At 35.3% G+C, this 21,768-nt stretch carries 19 protein-coding genes; 12 read left to right on the top strand and 7 right to left on the bottom strand.

The genetic code is table 11. The features are described 5' to 3' along the window. Positions 1–2 precede the first annotated feature (2 nt). Positions 3–1,322 carry an FAD-binding oxidoreductase gene (locus tag JKP34_RS16295; protein WP_201923788.1) on the bottom strand — a complete coding sequence of 440 codons (1,320 nt, stop codon included), beginning with the start codon at positions 1,320–1,322 and terminating at the stop codon, positions 3–5. Positions 1,323–1,446: 124 nt separating this feature from the next. Between JKP34_RS16295 and JKP34_RS16290 the strand changes: the two genes are divergently transcribed. Together JKP34_RS16290 and JKP34_RS16285 are read left to right on the top strand one after the other, a co-directional pair. Continuing rightward, positions 1,447–2,508 carry an acyltransferase family protein gene (locus JKP34_RS16290; RefSeq protein WP_201923786.1) on the top strand — a complete coding sequence of 354 codons (1,062 nt, stop codon included), beginning with the start codon at positions 1,447–1,449 and terminating at the stop codon, positions 2,506–2,508. A gap of 17 nt (positions 2,509–2,525) precedes the next feature. Next, complete coding sequence (locus JKP34_RS16285; RefSeq protein ID WP_201923784.1) at positions 2,526–3,434, top strand: sulfotransferase family protein; 909 nt, start codon at positions 2,526–2,528, stop codon at positions 3,432–3,434. On the opposite strand, the gene JKP34_RS16280 is transcribed toward JKP34_RS16285, so the two are convergent. Then, a complete protein-coding gene (locus JKP34_RS16280) occupies positions 3,431–4,768 on the bottom strand; it encodes a flippase (RefSeq protein ID WP_201923781.1) in 1,338 nt (445 codons plus the stop codon). The two genes, JKP34_RS16285 and JKP34_RS16280, sit on opposite strands and share 4 nt — an antisense overlap. A 160-nt stretch (positions 4,769–4,928) precedes the next feature. Here JKP34_RS16280 and JKP34_RS16275 point away from each other — a divergent pair, with 160 nt between their 5' ends. The 3 genes from JKP34_RS16275 to JKP34_RS16265 are packed head-to-tail and all read left to right on the top strand — an operon-like array spanning position 4,929 to position 9,200. Further along, entirely contained in the window at positions 4,929–6,128 is a 1,200-nt protein-coding gene (locus JKP34_RS16275) for a hypothetical protein (RefSeq protein ID WP_201923779.1), read from the top strand. A 1-nt stretch (position 6,129) separates the two neighbouring features. Beyond that, positions 6,130–7,746 carry a glycosyltransferase family protein gene (locus JKP34_RS16270; RefSeq protein ID WP_201923778.1) on the top strand — a complete coding sequence of 539 codons (1,617 nt, stop codon included), beginning with the start codon at positions 6,130–6,132 and terminating at the stop codon, positions 7,744–7,746. 38 nt (positions 7,747–7,784) lie between these two features. Then, positions 7,785–9,200, top strand: a complete 1,416-nt coding sequence (locus JKP34_RS16265; RefSeq protein WP_201923776.1) for a right-handed parallel beta-helix repeat-containing protein — start codon at positions 7,785–7,787, stop codon at positions 9,198–9,200. 2 nt (positions 9,201–9,202) lie between these two features. Here the strand turns inward: JKP34_RS16265 and JKP34_RS16260 are convergent, their stop codons facing one another. From JKP34_RS16260 to JKP34_RS16250, 3 genes are all read right to left on the bottom strand, one after another. Beyond that, complete coding sequence (locus JKP34_RS16260; protein WP_201923774.1) at positions 9,203–9,910, bottom strand: TolC family protein; 708 nt, start codon at positions 9,908–9,910, stop codon at positions 9,203–9,205. Positions 9,911–9,961: 51 nt separating this feature from the next. Next, positions 9,962–11,380, bottom strand: coding sequence for an O-antigen ligase family protein (locus JKP34_RS16255; protein ID WP_201923772.1), 1,419 nt, complete (start codon positions 11,378–11,380; stop codon positions 9,962–9,964). Positions 11,381–11,493: 113 nt separating this feature from the next. After that, the gene (locus JKP34_RS16250; RefSeq protein WP_201923770.1) at positions 11,494–12,720 is read right to left on the bottom strand and encodes a glycosyltransferase; all 1,227 of its coding nucleotides are present in this window, start codon (positions 12,718–12,720) and stop codon (positions 11,494–11,496) included. 87 nt (positions 12,721–12,807) lie between these two features. Here JKP34_RS16250 and JKP34_RS16245 point away from each other — a divergent pair, with 87 nt between their 5' ends. Beyond that, on the top strand, positions 12,808–13,749 hold the full coding sequence (locus tag JKP34_RS16245) for a sulfotransferase domain-containing protein (RefSeq protein WP_201923767.1): 942 nt from the start codon (positions 12,808–12,810) through the stop codon (positions 13,747–13,749). Between the two features lies 1 nt (position 13,750). Next, positions 13,751–14,314 (top strand): hypothetical protein, encoded by a 564-nt coding sequence (locus JKP34_RS16240; RefSeq protein ID WP_201923765.1) that lies wholly within the window; start codon positions 13,751–13,753, stop codon positions 14,312–14,314. A gap of 1 nt (position 14,315) precedes the next feature. Here JKP34_RS16240 and JKP34_RS16235 read toward each other — a convergent pair whose 3' ends face one another. Beyond that, complete coding sequence (locus tag JKP34_RS16235) at positions 14,316–16,538, bottom strand: exopolysaccharide transport family protein (RefSeq protein WP_201923763.1); 2,223 nt, start codon at positions 16,536–16,538, stop codon at positions 14,316–14,318. Positions 16,539–16,643: 105 nt separating this feature from the next. After that, positions 16,644–17,717 (bottom strand): OpgC domain-containing protein, encoded by a 1,074-nt coding sequence (opgC, locus tag JKP34_RS16230; RefSeq protein WP_201923761.1) that lies wholly within the window; start codon positions 17,715–17,717, stop codon positions 16,644–16,646. Positions 17,718–17,927: 210 nt separating this feature from the next. Here opgC and JKP34_RS16225 point away from each other — a divergent pair, with 210 nt between their 5' ends. The 5 genes from JKP34_RS16225 to JKP34_RS16205 are packed head-to-tail and all read left to right on the top strand — an operon-like array spanning position 17,928 to position 21,763. Continuing rightward, positions 17,928–19,784 (top strand): carbamoyltransferase family protein, encoded by a 1,857-nt coding sequence (locus tag JKP34_RS16225; RefSeq protein ID WP_201923759.1) that lies wholly within the window; start codon positions 17,928–17,930, stop codon positions 19,782–19,784. Between the two features lies 1 nt (position 19,785). Then, the gene (locus JKP34_RS16220; RefSeq protein ID WP_201923757.1) at positions 19,786–19,935 is read left to right on the top strand and encodes a DUF5989 family protein; all 150 of its coding nucleotides are present in this window, start codon (positions 19,786–19,788) and stop codon (positions 19,933–19,935) included. Further along, positions 19,935–20,294, top strand: a complete 360-nt coding sequence (locus JKP34_RS16215; RefSeq protein ID WP_201923756.1) for an SxtJ family membrane protein — start codon at positions 19,935–19,937, stop codon at positions 20,292–20,294. The genes JKP34_RS16220 and JKP34_RS16215 overlap by 1 nt, the downstream gene beginning before the upstream one ends. Further along, positions 20,294–21,166, top strand: a complete 873-nt coding sequence (locus tag JKP34_RS16210) for a UbiA prenyltransferase family protein (protein WP_201923755.1) — start codon at positions 20,294–20,296, stop codon at positions 21,164–21,166. The genes JKP34_RS16215 and JKP34_RS16210 overlap by 1 nt, the downstream gene beginning before the upstream one ends. Before the next feature lie 3 nt (positions 21,167–21,169). Then, positions 21,170–21,763, top strand: a complete 594-nt coding sequence (locus JKP34_RS16205) for an HAD-IB family hydrolase (RefSeq protein ID WP_201923753.1) — start codon at positions 21,170–21,172, stop codon at positions 21,761–21,763. Positions 21,764–21,768 lie beyond the last annotated feature (5 nt).

The raw sequence follows: 21,768 nt of genomic DNA, 5'->3' as shown, positions 1-21,768 counted from the left end.
TTTTATATGATTGATAGCCTTTTGTTAAGGTCTGAATTAAAATCTTTTGATAAGTTCGTTTTCTTAGCTGCCTCTCTAAATAGCTCAATATTGGGGTAAGTTTTATGAAAGACTGATGCAGACATTCTGGCGTCTTTCGCCAAATATAGCCTTCCACCAAGCTCAATTACTACTTTATCTAATTCGTCAAGGAATTCAAATAAACCTTTTCTAATAGGGAAATCCAGAGCGAGGGTGTAACCTTCCTTTGGAAAGGAAAGGTAGCCAGTATCTTCAGGACCCATTGTTTTCAGTACAGCTAAAAAAGAGGTCATTCCACGGTTACTGATCATTTTCATGATTTTAATAATTCCTTTACCGCCATCATTCTTTGGAATTACAAACTGATATTGTAAAAACCCCTTTTTTCCATAAATCCTGTTCCAGTGAAGTATATTGTCAAGCGGATAAAAAAATCCCTCATAAGGTGTTACCATTTCCTTCACTGCGGAAATGTTTTTACTGTAGTAGAGCTGATTAAAAGCGCCTATTGTAAAGTTATTCAAAGTAAATGAGGGAAAGTTGAAGGGTATACTTAAGGCTTTACTTTTTGGAACTTTAAGTTTATGGCTACTTTTTACTTCTTCTTTCGTGGCGTGCTCACCTAACATAAGAATACTTCGTCCGTAGTTTTCACCTTTTTTTAGGCAATCAATCCATGCTACGGAATAGGTGTAGGAGGCATTTTCTTCGAATAGTGGAAGAAGATTCTCTAAATTTTTAGCTTTTATTTGTTTTTGCTTGATGTAAGCAGTCTCTATAGCTTTGAGTCTTAAAGAGATTTCTACAATCGGGCCAGTTAAGCCCATACCTCCGCATGCAGCTTTAAAAATTTCAGAGTTTGACTGTTTACTACACTGAACCAGATTACCATGAGCATCAAGTAGAGTTAAATACTCAATATGATTTGAAAAAGCGCCCTCTTTATGGTGGTTTTTACCGTGCACATCAGAAGCAACAGCACCACCTAATGTAATAAATTTAGTACCTGGTGTAACAGGTAGAAACCATCCTTTAGGTACAATTATTTCTAATAAATCCGAAAGCAACACGCCTGACTGTGCCGTGATAATGCCTTTCTCAGTATCGAATGACAACACCTTATTGTAGGCTGTGGTGTCTATGACTTTTGCTCCTAAAGAGGCGTCACCATAGCTTCTCCCATTTCCTCTAATGGTATCAAAATGCATCCCAGAAAGTCTAGCTAGCTCATTTTTTGAGGTAAAAGATTTTACTTCAGCTTTAACTTTAGGGTAAAGATTCCAATTGGTGATTTCTTGCATTGACTGATTTAGGCTTCTTTCAGATCCAAAGTTAACAGTTTTGAATATTTCTTAGGCTTTTTATAAGAAATCAATGTTAGGCAAAGCTTAATTTTGTTTAATTTTAGCTTTTAAAACTATCAAGTTGAGAACCGAAAGGCCTTTCTTAAATTATATCCATCAGTTTAGAGGATTTGCCATTTTATTAATTGTAGGTGTGCATACGCTTATTTCTTTGCCTTGGAAGGGAAGTGTCTATACAAAAAATCTCTTTTTTAGTATTACAAATAATGGAACCATACTTTTCGTTTTTATTGCTGGTTTTCTATTCTATTATTTAAGCCATAACAAATTCAGCTACCAAGATTACCTTAAAAAGAAAATTAAATATGTAATTCTGCCCTACTTAATTATTTCAATTCCTGCTTTAGCTGATAAGTTATTTGTCGATACTGGTGATCATTGGTGGATGAAAGGAGGATTTATGGATAGATCTATTCCTGAGAAGTTACTTTATATGCTGGCGACAGGAAAGCATTCAGGTGTGCTTTGGTTTATACCGATGATAGCCGTTTTTTATCTGTTCTCCATACTATTTATTAAGTGGTCAAAAACTAAGTCTTTTGATTATTTGGTGCCGTTGTTATTGGTTCTTGGCTTATGGACGAATCAATTTGGCTATTATTCTAACATTGCGCTTTCTTTCTTACACTTTTTACCTGTTTATCTTTTTGGGATGTGGTTCGCTAAACTGAGAGAGCCTATTTTTCAAAAAGGGCAACTTCTTCTATTCGCTAGCCTGCTAATCTATGCTGTTTTTAGTCTTTTGGAGGTGTTAGAGGTAATTCGAATAAGTGAGCTGATAGAACTAAGAGATCATGCCACACTTATTTTGAAGTTTAATCCGGGTAAATTAAAGGCTATAGTTTTCTGTGTTTTCTTAATGATTTTCTTTCAGAAATATGAAAAAAAAGAATCTAGAATACTGAAGCTAACAGGTGATTATAGCTTTGGAATCTTCTTTTTACACCTTTATTGCATTAACTTTTTTCAACTGTTGTTTAACAAGCACTTAATCCCTATCAATGGATTAAATATTTTCACTTATTTGGTTTACTTTATAATTGTAACTGCTCTCTGTCTTTTAGCGGTACACATTATAAAACTTATATTTAAAAGTAAAAGTCGTCTAATTATAGGCAGCTAAGCATTAATTAAATCCTTATGGCCTTACCTAATTTTCTTATTGCCGGCATGGCAAAATGTGGTACCTCTTCATTAGCACAATATCTACAGCAACACCCTGAGGTTTTTATTAGCAAACAAAAGGAGCCGAGGTATTTCAGCAGTCAATGCATGCCATTTCCTATTAACGGGCCAAAAGGTGATAAGCTGGAAGATTGGTACGTTAAAAGTTTTGAGGCCTATAAAGCACTATTTGAGGGAGTAACGGAGAATGCAATAGGAGAGGCAAGTGCTGATACTATCTACTTTCATAAGTGTACCATTCCGATTATAAAAGAGAAACTAGGCGATCCAAAAATCATCATTATTTTAAGGAATCCAGCTAAAAGAGCTTTTTCGGCTTACCAGCATTTGGTGAGAGATGAGAGAGAATCTGGAAGCTTTCAGGAGGCTTTATCGAAAGAAGCTTACTATATAGAAAATAACTACGAGTTAATTCATCATTTTAGAGCTGTAAGCCACTATTATGAACATGTACAAGCCTTTATGGAGGCTTTTACTGAAGTAAAAGTTATCCTTAATGAAGATTTGCAGCGTAAACCAAAAGAAGTGCTCAAATCAGTAATTGAATTTTTGGGTGTTTCAGCAGACTTCGATTTTGAAACTGATTTAAAATTTAACGAATCAGGAATTCCTAAAAACAGATTACTGCATGATAATTTGCAGCAACAAAATAGCCCAATAAGAAAGCTAATAAGACCTATAGCCAGGGTTATTCTACCAACAGAGGAAAAACGAAGAAGAATGGTAACCTGGCTTTCTGGGAGAAATCTTTCAAAAATGGAATTTAGTGATGAGGAATATAAATCACTTTTAAAGGAATTTGAACCAGAGGTGATTAAGCTTGAAGAGTTATTAAATAGGGATTTATCAATCTGGAAAGTTTAGCTTAAAAGCTTTGATTGCACTTTTGCTATTAACTTTTTATGGTACCCAAAGTAGTGCATAAATAAATCTTTCAGGCTAATGCTGTAGTTTCTTTGTAGATATACCTGATTGATTAGCAAAACAATTACCATAGTAGAAAGTGTAGCAAGTGCCGCTCCCTTCAAACCCCATATGGGTATATAGATTGCATTTAATATCACATTGATTAGTGCATTTCGCATTACAAAAAGCATATTCGATTTTGCCTTTCCTACAGCATCTAATACAACGCCCATTTGCTTGTTGAAAGGTACCAAGAGGCCATAAAGCATAGTAATATTCAGTATAATAGCTGATTCTGAATAAGCAGATCCGGCCAATAACATTACTATCTCCTCGGAAAATAAGAGTACTCCTATTACAAAAGGAACTGTAAAAATCAGAATGACCGCAACCGATTTTTCGTATAGTTGCTTCATGGCTTTTGTCCCTTCTTTTTCTGCTCTTTTTACTGCTTCAGGAAATAGAATAGAAGCTAGTGCCATAGAGGGCACTTCGAACAAATTGGCCACCCTTATAGCTACATTATAAATTGCTACCGAGGCAGGGTTTAGGTACCAACCGATCATCCATACATCAATATTTCTGAGTAGTACTGCACTTAAATTGGTGCCCAATGTATATTTGCCATAATGGAAAAGCTGTAACCAAATGGCTTTTTTAGCACTTAGTGAAAAACTATAAGTACTTCTGGCGCAAATAAAAGAAGTAATCGTTCCAAGAAATGCACCCAAGAGGTAATAATAAGCCAACCATATGATGGGTAGTTCAATCTTGAATAGAAAATGAACGGCAACAGCTAGGAACAAACTTCCATTTTTAACGAAATAGCCCAAAAAGGGCCCAAAGAACTGTCCGTTAGCTCGTTGTATGTAATCGAGATGAAAGTAGAAGGCAAGAATTACACAGGTTGGTACAAATACATATATTAAACTTATAAGAGAAGGACTTTGCCATGCCATTGCTATTGGCTCAGCAGCTAGTGCAAGTATTAAAGCAATAGAAACAGAAAAAAGGATGTTCATTAAAAGGGATGACCCTTGCAATTCTTTTATGTCAGTATCCTGATTTACATTGATGAACCTTATTAATGGGTTTTTAAAGAAGCCGTTTCGTGCTGTTTCCAACAGGGTTGCCAAAGAAATAAATAGCATCCATGAGCCATATGCCTCGGTGCTGAGTGTTCTCACAAGAAGTATAAATGTACCTACGCCAAAAACCAGTACGGATAATCTTTCAAGCAGTGCGAACTTACCCGAATCAATCCAATAATTTTTTTTCTTTTCTGAAGCCATAAGGTGTTTACCAAGAGGCAAATATCGAAATTCCTGTTGAAATCTGGCATCTCATAAATTGAAATTAGTAATAAGAGAATTTTTAATCGAATTCATTAAAAGAATTGTGTTAACATGATAATAAATTGTGATATTTAGGGTCGATTTAACAAATTGAACCTTGCTTCAGCGAAAATCTATCAACCTTTTAACCATTCTAATACTTGCTACGGCTGTATTCTTTGCAAATCAACTGTTGTTTGAGGGCTCTCTAAATTCCAAAGAGTTATTAGGTAAAGAAATACAAGCCCCAGCTGGTAACCTATCTGATTGGGGAATTATCCAAAAAGCACCATTTAAGTACAGAATAGCATTTCCTTTTTTAGTATCATCCGTTTCAGATTTTCTTAGTGCTGCAGGTTTAACCAGTGCAGATAATTTCTATTTTGCCTATTATTTAATTAGCTACTTATGTGTGCTTTTTGCTACGCTGGGCATGTTCTTTTTGCTAAAAGCTAGTTTCAAAGATTACAAACTAGTGGTTATAGGTAGTTTAGTCTATATAGTATCAGTTCCATTTGCTTTTGCTTATACAGTTCCAGTACATACAAGAGAAGATTTTCTTGCCTTTGCACTATTCAATTGGGCGTTATGGGCTATAGTGAAAAAGAGGGATTTACTATTTGTCCTTTTTGCTGTGGCAGGGGTTTTAACCAGAGAAACTTTAATGTTACTTCCCTTACTTCGCCTGTTCTTTGGTGTAGGTTCTACATTTAAAACATTAGCAGTGTCATTTATTCCGGTAGCTACATGGTTTGCCCTTCGCATACATATGGGTATGGACGAATATGATAAGTGGTTAGGGCTCAATTGGAATATAAGTAATGTTGAACAGGTTTTGGTTTTTGGCTATTTGAGTTTTTCATTTTTATGGCTTCTTGCTTTTAAAGGCTTTAAAGAAAGAATACCGCGCTTTTTTTTGAAACAAGAGGCCCAAAGGCTTTTTAACAGAAAGTCATTTTTGATAGGATTCATATTAATTTTCTCTACCACATTCTTTTTTGGTATTTACAATGAGCTAAGGCTTCTATTTTTGTTTGCACCTTTCATGATTGTTTATGGTGTTTCTTATTTTAAATATGATCCTCAGTTGCTCACAAGGTTTATAAAATCTCGTAGCACATGGATTTACTTTGTCTTACTATTCACAGTGAGTGTTTTGATGTTATTTTATGCCGATTCACTTACCAATAGTTTACACCCAATTAATAAATACGATATTCCCTATATTCAGTGGTATATAGTGTTTCTATGCTACTTATGGCCGACAATATCTTTGCTCACGCTGCTTGTTAAAAAACCTGCACCTGAAATGAATTAAAATGAAAAAGCACTTCAGTAAATTTTACGATTATTTTGAGTGGTTTCTTGTATTAGTTTTACCCCTTGTTCCCCTATTATTTACTTTACCTTACAGGATTAATCTATTTTTAGCATGGGAAGGGGCCTACAGAATCTCACAAGGAGAAATTCCTTATAAAGATTTTGGCTCTCCGGTAGGCTATGTCTTTTGGCTTCTACCAGCTTTATTTTTTAAAATATTTGGGCCGTATGTGGCCACCTTGTTAAAGGTGCAGGCATTTACTAATATTTTATCAAACTTGCTACTGGTTAGAATACTTAAGCAATTCGGGATCAAGTTGCATGGTAGAATAATAGTACTTACTGTATTTATTTTATCTTATGTGTTGTTTAATTTCTGGCCGTGGTACAATCACTTAGTATTTGTAGTTGAGCTGGCTAGTATCTACTTTTTATTAAGGTACCTTCTGCAAAATAAGAAAGTACTAAATGTAGTATTCAGTGCAATCTTAGTAGTTTTGGCTTTCCTTACAAAACAAGATACAGGTGGATTAACGCTTGTTCTTACAGGCTCACTTTTGATTTACGATAGCTTACTCAAAAGGAATATTAAATCTATCATATTTTACTGTGCAGGGTTGATAATAGCCATTGTTGTATTTATTCTTCCATTTACATTTTATGATTTCGGCTATTGGTTTAATTATGGCCAATATCCTCATTTCTCAAGATTAACAATTGCCGATTTGCTGGATGAATTTTTGGGTGCGTCCAAATGGCTAAAATTTTATTTATTGATAACGGCAGGTTTAATACTTTATCAGTTTAACAGCAAGGAGGCTTTTCTTAAGCACAAAGAAAGCTTTACCAGCCATTTCATCGTATTGTTTATTCTGTTCCAGGCATCGGTAATTCAAATTACAAGCTACACCCCTCTTGACGGTAATATTTATTTCCATACTTTTTTTGTGGCCTTACTCATTCTGAATTTTCAGGATAAGCTCAATTTCAAGAAAGGATTTGTGCTGTGGCCATTACTCATTTTAGTAGGTTTCTGGTGGAGTAACGTGTATTGGGTAAGGTTTGCTAGATCAAAAGTGCTAAGCAAGTTAAAGACTGAACAACAGGATGATGTGATCTCTAAAAATACTTATCTGCTTAGTGGTGATTCCAGTAGTCAAAAAATGAATCGTGGAAAATGGATTGTTCCTGAGCATCTTCCGACTTTCAAAGGGGTGAAAATTCCCGAGAAAACTGCAGAAGGAATTATGAAGCTTACCAAAATGGATGTTTTTAAAAGAGATGACATTCGCGTTTTAAATATGACTGAGCTCACCCCTTTAGCGTATGAACTGGATTTAGCCTATGATCAGGGAGAAAATATTCCACTGTGGTATCATAAAGGAGTGGCCTTTTTTGATAGGGAAGTTGAGCTATATTGTGAAAAAGTGGAAAGAACAGCATATGATGTTATCTTATTTCAGGATATACCTGATGTCAATAATTTCTATCCATATGAGGTGCAAGAGTGCATTGAGGCTAATTATGAACTTAAATTCAAGTTTCTGGCTCCAAGGATTCCTGAAATCTCCTACATATATGTTTATGTAAGAAGTAGCAGCACTCTTGAAATTTAAATATTTTAACTTTAAATTGTATTAAAAATATTAATCTCATGTCTTCTGCTTTCAAAAATCCTTATTTCAACCCCATAAAACTTGTCAATTATACCCTTGTAACCCTGGTGCTTTTTATGTTCTCGTGTAAAAAGGATAATCCTAAACCTGCAGATGAAGAGGAAGAAATTTTCGAATTGTTTGATTGTAGTCTTTGTGACTACATCGTTGAAGGATATTCCAATGACGGTACTGAGCTGGGTATTGAGCCGGGTGATGTGATTTGTCTTCAATCTGGTATTGAATATGGTCCTCTCTTATTTACGAATATCGTAGGTGAAGGAGGTAACCCTGTTATTATTCGAAATTGTGGTGGAGTGGCAACGGTCAATTCTGATAAATCTTTCGGGGTGAAGTTTGAGGAATCAAAGAATTTCAAAGTATTAGGAGATGGTGCTGAGACTAAATATGGACTAAAAATATCTACCCAAAATGGTTTTTTCCTGACGATGGAGTATTTCTCAACTGATTTTGAAATAGCAAGGGTTGAGGTAGCAGGATTAGAGCCGAAAGGTTTAGGTCCTAATAATGGCTTTGCAGGAATAGGAATAAAAACTAGTCCCTATCAGGCTTGTGATGTATTTACTGATCCCACTCGTACTGCGTGGATTATGGAAAATATATCTGTTCATGATAATTACATTCATGATACCGGAGGAGAAGGTTTGTACATCGGACATGGTTTTTATACTGGCAGAAAGGAAAGTGACTGTAATGAGATTACCTACTCTCACTCTATTCAGAACATAGAAGTATTTGATAATTTAATTGAAAATGTAGGCTTTGATGGTATACAAATAAAGAATGCTGACAAAAATGCATCAGTACATGATAATGTTGTCAGTTCATACGGTAACAGAGAGGAAGGCGCACATAATGAGGGTTTATTTATAGGTGAAGGCTGTACTGGGGAGTATTATAATAATTTAGTACTTAACGGAACGGGAAATGGAATACAGTACCAGGGAATTGGGGATGTTACCATATACAATAACATCATTGTTAATGCAGGGCAAAGCGGATTCTTTGGTGCCTCTGGTCAATTTGTTTACAGATCTCCAAATGGCTATCATAATATTATGAATAACACTTTTGTGAACTCAGGACATTTCGGATTAGTGTTTTATAATGATGATGGGGGCATTAAAAGAATATACAATAATGTAGTTGCCGGTTCAATAGAAGATTTAATACCTAAAGGAGCTGAGTTGGACTCTCAGGCAAATATTTTCACCCAAGATATTGGTCAGTTTGGGTTTGAGGATTTGGTTACCGGAAATGCCAAAGTAAACCCAAATTCACCACTTATTGATGCCGGAGTAGACGTTTCCGAGTTTGGAATTATATTCGACTTTGAAGGTAATGATAGAAAGGTTGGAGCTGCTACAGATATTGGAGCCTATGAAATGCAATAGTCTTAATTAACTTCCTCAAGCTTTCTGCCAATGAATTGTTCAACGGCCAGTTTAGCATTTTTCATGTCATTCTGAGCCTGAAGCTTGGCAATTCTTCTTTGGTTGATGTTATTCAGACTAAGTGTGTACTTATCGTAAGTTTCTTCTCCTAGCTTAAAGGCCTCTTCAACGATGGCATGATTGGTTTCAGCATCACTCAGTGCTAAAGATTGTATCTTGAATATTTCTTCATACATCAAATAATCATTATAAGCTGCTAATACGTTTTTTCGTAAAGCCAGCATGGTTGCCTTTTTATCGTTTTCAGCTATAGTTACCTTTACAGCACTTTGCTTATTCTCAATAGGATTGTAGAAAAGCTGGCCTAAAGGAAGGGTTAAACTTAGGTTATACCTAGGAAGGAATTGTGATCTGTTAGCGATGTCTCTTTCAGGATCAATGTTGAATTCATTTAAGTTTCCTTGCAGTTTGAAACCATCTAACCAATATCTTCTGGAGATTTTAAGATTGTATTCGGCTACCTCAACTTGATTTCTCGCGCTAATATTATCAGGATGGTTCAACCAAGCTAATTGTACGAGCTTTTCTTTAAAATCCGCTGTTTTAATACTTTCTGGAAGAACGATCTTATTGTAATCAATTTGCTGTGCAAGCGAGCTATTAGAAAGTATTAATGTTAATATTACTATGGCAGAGAAAACTCTTTTCATCTTAAATATTTTATTGATTCTTCAAATATAGTTCTTTATTGAATTTTGTTTCTATGTGGGCAACTCATTTTGCATATCAGCATCGATATCCTTCACTTTAATCATCAAGGCATAAGTGGCTATTACTAAGATGTTCACCGGTTTCTGAAACAAAGCGTCCTGAGTGTAATGCGCTACACTTAAACCCAGAAAAGGTATCATGAAGGCTAAGTTATAAGCTCTTAATTCCGGATCGTGCAGATTGAAATAATTATAAATACCAGAAATAACAATACTGGCATTCAAACAAATTACCATGAAAACACCTATCCAACCCATTTCAAGCGCTGTTCTTAGATAACCACTGTCAGGATCATAAGGCCCTGCTAAAGGATGACCGCGCGAATATCTTAAACCTGAATTACCTGCCGTGTTAATTCCTCCCCCGATAGGGTGTGTTTTTACGTAAGCCTGTAACCTTATCCTTTTATGATCTCTAACACCCATTGAGGCATCTTCAGAGAAGTTTAAGGTAGACCTCATTCTATTAATTGGTCCACTATAAAATGGGCCAACCATTAATATGGTGAAAATCATTATCACAAAAAGGCTTGCTCCCAAGATTTTCGGGTTCCTAAGGTTCAACAAAATGAATAGTACAACTGCTACCACTATCATGGCGTAGGCTGTTCTTGTTCCTGCAAATGACATGGCAAAGAACATAAAAAGTGTCATACCTATGTAGCTCATTCTTTTCAGTGCACTTACTGGCCCTAGGGCTAGCATTAAAACTGAAGTGCCACAAAAAGCTAAAAATAAGCCATAAGCTGAGGGATCCGATAGTATGGAGAACTTCCGCATATTTCCCCAGACAAATAATAAGTCATACCTGTTGGGTACTGCTCTTACCCATCTCCATTCAAAATCTCTCAAACCAAAATATTCCTGAAAAATACCATAAGCCGCAACAATCATTGCCACGGTAATCCACATGGTGTTGAATTGCCTGATACGTTCTTTGTTCTTAAAGAAATGGAGAAGAATGTAAAATAATAAGAAAATAGTGAGGAATCTGGCAGAGGCTAGCCATGCTGAAATACTTACAGCATTTGGGTTGGCAATCTGCAAAATAAAATAGGCATAAAATATAAATTGAATGATGGTGATAGGCTCTTTAGTTTTCCACTGAAAGCTACCGCTACCCTTTAAATTAATAAGCAGTGCCAGAAATATTAGAACGATGATAAAGTCAAAGGCTATTCCATAGGGTATTGCCACCATTAACAGCCGATCAATGTAAAATATAATCGAGCCATATATAAATAGAAGAAATACACCAAAATGATAGTGCCAGAAGGTCATCCCGAACAGAAAAATAGCTGCAACACCTATAATAATAAGTGGTGCTACCAAATAAGTAGTTTTAACCATTATTAATGGTAGCGCAATGGCTATTCCCATTAATACTATCAGAAAAACATATTTTTTCATTTGAGCTTTGTCCATATTATTCAATGAAAGATATCTTCAAGAAAATAATGGTATAGACAAATACCACATAAAGTATGCAGAAGAATAAAATGATGCCTTTTGGCTTTGGGCCTTTAGTTGATTTTTTGTCCATCTTGCTGATAGCTTTTTATAAGTTCTAAGAGTTGGTTCGCTCTGTTTTCCCAATTATTATTAATAACGAAATTGATACTTTTTTCTTTCCATTCCTGAGTAGGAGGTAAAAGTGCTTTCTCGATATTTTTCACAAATTCATCTTGCGTATTACTCAAGTGGATTACAGATTCAAAGTCTTTTATATCCTCAGAAAAGCTAGAGCTAACAACCTGTGTACCAGAGGCAAGATATTCATTTATTTTTAATGGATAAATGCTGGCTGTAAGCTTATTCGATAGGAATGGTATTAGCCCGCAATCAAATCTTTGTAAATACTTTGGTAATTCGTGTAGAGGTTTAGCCCCTGTAAATAAAGTATTCTCCATAGCTTTTAACTGATTCAGGGTCTCATTATTGGCTTTTATTGGTCCTACCATGACTAATTTACAATGGCTGTATTTTTTAGCAATAGCCAGTAGCAATTCGTAATCAAGCCTATGACATATGTTGCCAATATATCCTATCACTTGCTGCTCAGGGCTTATATTTTTAATATCATGAGGTAATTCAAAGTTGTTGCTTCTGGCGGTTTGAAAAAGGCTGATGTCGGCAGCATTAGGTATCAAATGAATCTTCTGATGATAGGATAGAAGTTTCTCTTTTAGTTTCGATGAAGTGGTTATACTAAAATCAGCTTCTGCCACATACTTTTTTTCCCAATACGGACCATGTTTTTCTAAATATTCTGATTGCTCAATGGCATCAACTGATTGATAAATGGATAATGAAGGTTTAAAACTTTTTAAAAGATGCGGTCCGTAAAAAGGGTTAAATGAATTGAAGCTTATATACGCTTTTAAATTATATTTTCTGATCGTACTTCTTACAGCCCTGTATATAAGTTTATTGTTAATTTTATTAAGCCAACGGTAAATCGCATTATTGGGAAGCCAGTTTATAGGTAAAATAGCTAATGGTGTTACAACAATTAAGTTCTTGTCCTTTAAAGGTTTTTGATATTTGTTCATCCCAAATATCAACGCAGGCAATCTTCTTCTAATATCTTTTTTGCCAATGCCAGTTATCAGATCCTTCAGCGTGAAGGGGTTTTCGATGTAGAACACATGATTATCTTCAGCTAACTCCTTTGCAATTGCCCAGGCAGTGGATGCGTAAGGCCCATCCCATCGGGCTAGTGCCAGATAAATGAAATTGTATTTTGACATGCCCAAAATTAATACATCCCAGAAGCTTTATCTTTGATGAGTGAAAAAAAAATCGGTAATTTTATCATTCTATTTTCTTTATAAAGAATGCTTCAAGAAAAAACGTTGAATTCCCAATTAATCCCTGACTTTCTGATTATTGGAGCCGGTAAGTCTGGCACTACCTCTTTAGATAACTATTTAAAGCAACATCCTGATCTTTACATATGTGCAAAGAAGGAGCCTAATTTTTTTGGCTATGAATTAAACTCGCCTGAAGATTTTGCCGGAAGCCCGGAAATTAATCATTACAACAACTCAGTTACCAATATTGATGACTATTTAAAGTTGTTTGAACCAGCTAATGAAGGGCAATTAAAAGGAGAGACATCAAATACTTACATGTATCATGATAAGGCTGCCGAGCGAATTAAGCATTACAATCCAGAAATGAAAATGCTTGCTGTTTTAAGACAGCCGGCAGAAAGACTATACTCTAGATACCTCCACCTTGCCAGAGAAGATAGATTACCTACACCAAATTTTGAAGATTGCCTGGATAAAGAGACCATCTGGTGGGAAAGAAACGATTTAGTAAAGGAAGGCTTTTATGGAAAGCACCTATCAAAATTCTACAACCTATTCAGAGCTGATCAGATTAAGGTTATTCTTTATGATGAAATGCGCGCTAACCCTGATCAAGTACTAAAAAGTATTTTTCAGTTTATAGGTGTTAGTGATCATGTAGAAGTTGACTTTTCAGTAGAGTATAATAAATCGGGCTTCATCAAGAATAAAAAGGTAGATGCCTTAATTGGACAAAATAGTAGGCCAAAGGAATTCATTAAGAAAATAGTACCTAAGTCTTTGTTCGAGAAATTTAAGAATCAACAATTCGTTCAGAAGCGTTTAAATGATGCCAGGGCTAAAAACCTGGCCAGACCTAAACTTTCTCAGGAATTGAAATCTCAGATTACTGAAAACATCTACAAGGATGATATTTTGAAATTAAGTCAATTAATAAATAAGGATTTAACGCACTGGTTATAAAATGAAGAAGTTATTAATAACCTTAAGTATTTTGTTGGTACTTGCTTTAGGTGGCTACATGTTGTATCAACATTATTATCCAAAAATGGTAGCTGATGCAATTGTAAATGATAAATACAATAAGGTAATTCCTAAAAAGTATCAGCCTAAGTTCAAAGAGCTCAAGGATTCAGTTAATAATAAGGTGGACAACCTGATGGATGTTGCTGAAGTAAATAATGTCAGTTTTGATCAGCTAATTGAAGGTATTGATGAAGTGCAGGAAGAGGATGTACGAGCCGCACTTGATGAATTAAAAAATACTAAAATAAAAAGTGTTGAGCAGGTGTTTGAAATTGGTAAGAAGCATATCAAAATTGATAGTTTTGACCCAGAGATTTTACGTGAAGCTTTTCTAAAGAATGTTCAAATAAAGCATATTAAAAAAGGCTTAAGGTATATCGAAACTCACGACCTGTTAAATAAAATGGACCCTGAAACGGCCAAGGCAATTGCTAAACAATTGATTCTTCAAAAAAAGAAAAAAATTGAGCAAAAAACCGAGGGTATTATCACAGAACCCTGAGTTATACATTGATATTTTTAGGATCAACCTTATTAAGAATGGCACTGCCAAGCTTTGGTCCCTGAGCTTTTAAAAACTCTATTGATTCTTTATCCAAAGGTTTAATAGAACTATCGGCAGAAAACACAGGTATAATCTTTTCTACATACTTTATTAACTCTTTTGTGTCTGAGTATTCATTTAGAGAAGAACCTTCTAGTAGAATATAGTCAAATCTCTTTTTAAGACCCTCAATTAGACTTTTGAAATCTTTACTATGGAATATTTCTTCAGGTGAATCATTTGCTCCTGCGTTACCAATGATTGAAATATTCGGATACTTGGTTGGTGCTATTAATAAATTGTCATTCTGAGACTGGTCAAAGTCTTCTTCAGCTTCAAGGATTTGTAGTTTGTTGATAGCAGAATGCTGATCAATAAATTTCCTGCTTTTTTTAGCTGTAGCCAGCCATTTTGTAAGCGTATTTCTTTTAAAGTTGGTGTCTATAATAAGCACCTTCTTTTTAATTAAGCTTAAAACAAAAGCAAGCGAAAATATGATGAAGGTTTTACCTTCTGCTTCCTTCGGGCTGGTAATAAGAAAAGTTTGCGCATTAGTTTGTTCTACCTCAAACCTGATTTTTCTTAAAAAATGCTTGAATATTTCGAGATCAGCTTCTTCGTGTTTCTTCTCAAACAGGCTGGTGAAGTTTAATTTTTTTACATCTATTTTGATAAGGCTCCCTGCTAAAGGAATATCAACCATTCGCTGAAATTGGTTTGGTGTTTTTATGGAAGAATCAAAAACTTCAAGCACAATAATGGCAAAAACAGTTAAACCAAAAGTAGCAAAAGCTGCTAATGCGGTGATTATTAATCTTTTTGAAGGCTCAGGACTTGCAGGAGGTGATGCCATGTAAACCTGTCTGATTGATCCTGCACTTGCTAATAATTTATCCTGTGCTTCATTGTATTTATCAACGGCAGAAAGATATTCATCAGTTGCTACCTTAACATCGCGTTCTAATGTATTCAACATTGCTTCTGTATTGGCATAACCGGAGAAACTACTTCTGATAGAGTAAATTTTATTATTCACAGTTTGAAGTCTCGACTCCTCAACCTGAATATCTATTTTGGTTTGATCTATGGATGATCTTAACTCAGAGGCAGAAAGTCCCGAAGATTGAGTACTTGAAGAAGGTTGCTCCATTAAGCTAAGTTCCACTCGGTACTGTTGTTGTAATAGATTTAGTGAGTCTAATAATTCAGGATCATCGGAACCTGAATTGATAAATCTTTCATTCAAATTATCAATCCTTTTCTTCAAACTTACAATACGCTGGTTAGCTGAAGGTGTAGCACTTGGCCCTCCTTGTGTTTGGCCGAGTTTTTCTTTTAAACTGTTTTCAAGATTTGAAAGCTTTAATCTTAATGCATACAAGTTGTTGTTTATTTGATCTCGTTGGTTCTCTAATTCATATACCTGGCTAACCTGCGTATCATTAGAAGAATTAGATGCGCTAATATTGTTATTGGCTTTAAATGCCCTTAATGCTTCTGATTTATTTTGTAATTCTTCACTCTTTCTGGCTACTAGTTCTTTAAAAAAAGTAACAGATTCACCAGACGATTCTTTCTTGGTAGAGGTATAATACCTGAGAAATTCTGCACAATAAGCGTTAACTGCTAATGCAGATAGATCAGGATTCCCTGAAATAAATGATATAGAGATGAAATCAGTATTGGGTACTCGTTTGATATCAAAACCGCCTTTAATACGACCAAAAGTAAAGTTGGAGGTGTTCAACATGCTTCTCAAAAGATCAGCATTTGTATCGTTTATGGTAATTGTAGTTTGTGTGTCAAGCTTTCTGTTAAAAAGTTTTCTTGCTGTTTCAATTTCTTCAGGAGTGTACTGTTTGGCTATTTTACCCTTTCCGCTAGCCGCAGAATCCAGTTTGTTTACCATAAGCTTATAAGAGACCATATTGAAAATGGTTCCTGATTTCATGGTAGCAAGTAGGTTGCTAAACTTTACATCAACACCTCTTAAATTGAATTTCTCATCGGTAACGTTAACTCCTTCATTGGTTGTAAAACCCGTAGCAATTTGAGAGTTAGCTCTATACTGAGGTTTTAAGTTTCTGGTAAACAGGAATGCAGCAATTAATGAAACTATTGGGATTATGATAATAATCCATTTCTTTCTCCACAGAACCTTCAATATGTAGATTACATCCATGAGGTAGTAATACGTTAATGATAATTAATATGCAAAATTAAACGATAAATCTGTAAGTATTAGCGCAGCTAAGCTTTAATTACAATATGCTTATCGAACTTATATTTATACGGGCACTTTGCGCGCTTTATTTCTATTCTCAAACCTTTCGTAAAAGAATAATGAGAAATACATAATAAGAATAAACGATAGCGGTGCCAGCAAATTGAATTTATAATCAATGATATGCAGAAATATTAGGTTTAAAATAATATTACCTAATGTAAAAGCACTTAGTGAGTTCCTTCCAAAGACTAGCAAATGTTTAGTCCAATCCTTTAGTTGTATGCCGATGGGCACTAATACTGAAAATACCAGAACTGTGATTACTGCCAGTGACATGGACACCAAATAGTAAATAGGATGATTCTGTCTCCTATATGTATTAGTAAAATAATTTTCTACAAATTCATTCCATGGCACAATATAGAGTACGATCAATATCCCTAAAACCAATGTGGCTAGCAGCAGCAGGTTTTTTCTGGCAAAATTGTAGCGTCTTTCTCTATCAATAAATGATGCTGATAGCATGCCTATTGTCACCAGAGTTAATGAATTCATCACACTTGGTCCTCCAGCTTTTCCTACACCGATCATGGCAGACATAAATATGGCGATGTTTCCATTTTGAATATCAATGTGCTCATAAATGGGGTAAAGTATCCAATAGGACAAAGCGAGCAATACTGTAGGCCAAATGCCAAATCTTTTTCTAAAAAACAGTAAAGGTATAGCCAGAATGATCATTACAGCATACAGCTTAAGAATATTGCCATAATGGTTATTAGCAGCAAATAATAAGGTTGCAAATCCTCTTTTCAAAGTAAGATAGCCACCTATGAACCCCGCTACTGAAGTCAAGGCAAACCCAAGATAACATTGAAAGCTTCTTTTGAAAAGCCCTGGCTTAATAGCTTCTAAACCTTTCTCAGAAAGTCTCCTGAAATAAATAAGCTCCAGCATCATTCCAAAAAGGAACAGGAAGGTTGGTGTAGCTGATGTTGTGAATAATTTTAGTATAGCGTATTGGTTAAAAGAATAATTCTCCCAAATGCTAAAATCATTCATTGAATGATCGAAAAGGGCTAGACATATAGCGTAACTACGGGCAAAATCTACGAAATAAACTCTTTTTGACATCGGCTATTTGCTGTTGACTTGCAATGCTTAACTGAATTTTAAGTAATCTGAATTAAATGGTGAATTAAGCCAGAAAACTTGATAGTTGTACGGAAAATCAATAAAAATCCTTCATTTTTTTCAAATTTAGCAATGGTGAAAAAAATATTCATAACTTAGTAAATTAATATTCAATCTTAGTATTCTAGATATTTTAGTGCCCTTTATTAAGTGAAAATTCTCGGTATTTCTTCCTTTTATCATGATTCCGCAGCGGCCATAACAGTAGATGGAGAAATTCTGGCAGCAGCGCAAGAAGAACGTTTTACACGGATTAAGCATGATGCCAATTTCCCTACTAATGCAGTTAAGTATTGCCTGGATCATACTGGCTATAGTATAGATCAATTAGATGCGGTGGTTTTTTATGATAAACCCTTATTGAAATTTGAGCGCCTGCTTGAAACCTATTATGGCTTTGCTCCAAAAGGCTTAGCTTCTTTTATAAAAGCTATCCCTGTTTGGTTGCGAGAGAAAATGTTTCTGAAGAGAATTATCAAAGAAGAATTGGGCAAAATAGAGGCTTTTGATAGGAGAAAGTTGAAAATGCTTTTTCCTGAACATCATTTGTCTCATGCCGCTAGTGCTTACTATCCTTCAGGTTTTGATAATGCTGCCATCATAACGCTTGATGGCGTAGGTGAGTGGGCTACAGCTTCAATTTGTAAAGCCAATGGAAAAGATATTACCATTGAAAAGGAACTGAAATTTCCACATTCCCTTGGCTTACTTTATTCAGCTTTTACGTACTTTCTGGGTTTTAGAGTAAATTCTGGCGAGTATAAGTTGATGGGCTTGGCGCCCTATGGGAGAAGTGGTCATGCAGATATTAAAAAGTATGAAGAAATTATAAAGTCAGAACTTATCCATATTTATGATGATGGATCTATCTGGCTTAATCAGAAATACTTTAATTATAGCACGGGCCTCAGAATGGTGAACGACAAAAAGTGGAGCAAGCTTTTCGGGATCGATAAAAGGGAGCCAGAATCTGATTTGGAACAGCAGCATTGTGATCTGGGCTTGGCCATTCAAAATGTTACCGAGGAGATAGTCATCAAAATGGCTAAACACGCCAAAGAATTAACTGGATCAACTAATCTATGCATGGCAGGAGGGGTAGCTTTAAATTGTGTAGCCAACGGAAAGTTATTGAATGAAAAGATTTTCGAAAACATATTTATTCAACCTGCTGCAGGTGATGCTGGTGGAGCATTAGGTGCGGCACTGGCAGCAGAGCATATCTATTTTGGTAAGGCTCTGAAAAAATCTGATTCAGACAGACTAAATGGATCCTATTTAGGACCTGAATATAATGAGCAGGATGTTTTAAAGATCATCAGAAAGTATGAGGCTGAGGCTACCAAGTATTCTAATGACCAATTGTATAATAAAGTAGCTGAGATATTAGCAGATGGAAACGCAGTAGGCTGGTTTCAAGGTAGAATGGAGTTTGGTCCACGTGCTTTAGGAGGTAGAAGCATATTGGGTGATCCTCGAAATGAGGAAATGCAGAAGAAGCTTAATCTTAAAATTAAGTATAGAGAGTCTTTCAGACCTTTCGCGCCCTCAGTCTTGAAAGAGGATGTTCAGGATTATTTCAAATTGGAAGGTGAATCTCCTTATATGTTGCTGGTTCAGGAAATTGTTGATAATCGAAAAGAGCCTATTCCGGCTGATTATCACAGTCTTGGAATGAAAGAAAAGCTTTATACCAAAAGATCAGATATTCCATCAGTAACACATGTTGATTTCTCAGGCCGAATTCAGACGGTAGATAAGCGTACAAATCCTCAATATTGGCAGTTGATAAATGCTTTTAAGGAATTGACAGGCTATGCCCTTGTGGTTAATACCAGCTTCAATGTGAGAGGCGAACCTATTGTATGTACGCCTGAAGATGCTTACAGATGCTTTATGAGGACAGAGATGGATTATCTGGTAATTAATAATTATGTGTTTAATAAGCGTAATCAACCGGAATGGTTAGAAAAGGATAATTGGCAGAACGATTATAAATTAGATTAAAATGGACTTTCTAAAAGATTTATTAAAGTTTATTAAGGAGCGTAAAAAGTGGTGGTTAGCACCTGTAATATTGCTTCTTATTATTTTGGGTGTTTTAGTAGTTATTGGCGGTGGCTCAGCAATAGCACCATTTATCTACACACTTTTCTAATGGAGCCTTTAAAGAAATACCAGAACATACTCGTAATAGTAAGTGGAGTCTTAGTGTTCTATTTTATTTTTAAAATAGATTATTTACTCTATGCGGCATTGATAGTTGGGGTAGGGGCTTCCTTAATCCCGGCATTTGCCACGGCTATTAACTGGCTATGGATGAAATTAGCTTTGGTTCTTGGCTGGATTAATACAAGAATATTGCTCAGCATAATCTTTTATGTTTTTCTGTTCCCAATTTCACTGGTTCAAAGATTATTTACCAATGATCAGCTAAAATTAAAGCAACCTGGAAATAGCGCTTTTTCAGAAAGAGACCATTTATATCAAAAAGAAGATTTAGAGAATCCCTGGTAATGTTTGTAGCAATAGCACATCTCTTAAGACCTCATCACTGGACTAAGAATTTTTTTATATTCTTACCCATATTCTTTGCTGGTGATATTTTCAAGAATGAAAAATTGCTTAATACGGCTATTGGTTTTATTGTTTTCAGTTTAACAGCCAGTGCTATCTATGTTTTAAATGATATTAAAGATGTTGAAACTGATAAGTTACACCCCACTAAAAAGGGAAGGCCGATAGCTTCAGGTAGGGTAAGTAAAAACCTTGCACTCTTTTTATTTGGAGTCTTACTTATTACTTCATTAAGCGGAGCCTTCATACTTGACACCAATTTTGCCTATTGTATAGTGGCTTACATGGTATTGAATATCGCTTATACATTTGGCTTAAAAAATATTGCTATACTTGATTTATTCTTAGTTTCTTCAGGCTTTATTTTCCGAGTGGTTGGTGGTGGTTTATTAAGTGAAGTACCAGTTTCACATTGGTTAATTGTGATGGTATTGCTACTTTCACTATTTCTTGTTTTGGCAAAAAGACGTGATGATCTTATCCTTGCTCAGGATAATCCGAAATTAATGCGTAAGTCATCATCTAGTTATAACCTTGATTTTACCAATGCCTGTCTTACAATGTTGTCTGCCGTTATCATTGTAGCTTATATTATGTACACAGTTTCTGATGATGTAAAGCAAAGACTTGATTCTGAATATTTATTCTACACTTGTATTTTTGTGATTGCAGGTATCATGAGGTATTTACAGATCACTATGGTAGAAAAGAAAAGTGGTTCCCCTACCAGAATCCTCTTCACAGACGTTTTCATTCTTTTGGTACTATTTGGCTGGGCATTATCCTTCTATTTCCTGATTTATATTATTTAAATCATGACAAAAAAACTGGTGCTTTTTGATTTTGATGGCACTATCTCTAATAGAGATAGCATGTTTCTATTCTTGAAATATATTTCAGGATGGAAATTTCCTTTCAGGTTTCTCCTTTTTATTCCTCAGCTGGTCAAGTGGAAATTAAAGTTAATTACTACCAAAAGAGCCAAAGAACGGTTATTCAGCTTATTCTTTGGAGGTATTAAAGTCGAGAATTTTAATAATATCTGTTCAGGTTTTGCTAGTCAGGTTTTGCCATCTGTGATTAAGCCCTCAGCTGATCTGGCATTAAGAAACCACCTTAAAGCTGGTGACGATGTATACATCGTTTCTGCTTCTTTGGAGAATTGGCTTAGGCCGTGGGTAGAAAAGTACAGTCAGCTAAAACTACTTGCTACTCAATTAGAAGAGGTTAATGGCAGCTATACTGGAAACATTAAAGGTGAAAATTGTAAAGGGGCAGAGAAGGTGAACAGAATAAAAGAGGTTGTTGACCTGGACAATTACGCTTCAATAATAGCTTACGGTGATTCTTCAGGGGATAAAGAAATGCTGGGAATAGCAGATAGGACCTTCTATCGATATTTTAAATAACTGAT

It is taken from the genome of Marivirga atlantica, from assembly GCF_016734805.1.
Taxonomy (GTDB): domain Bacteria; phylum Bacteroidota; class Bacteroidia; order Cytophagales; family Cyclobacteriaceae; genus Marivirga; species Marivirga atlantica.
The sequence above is the reverse complement of the archived record's forward strand: the minus strand, read 5'-3'. Positions and strand labels throughout refer to the sequence as shown.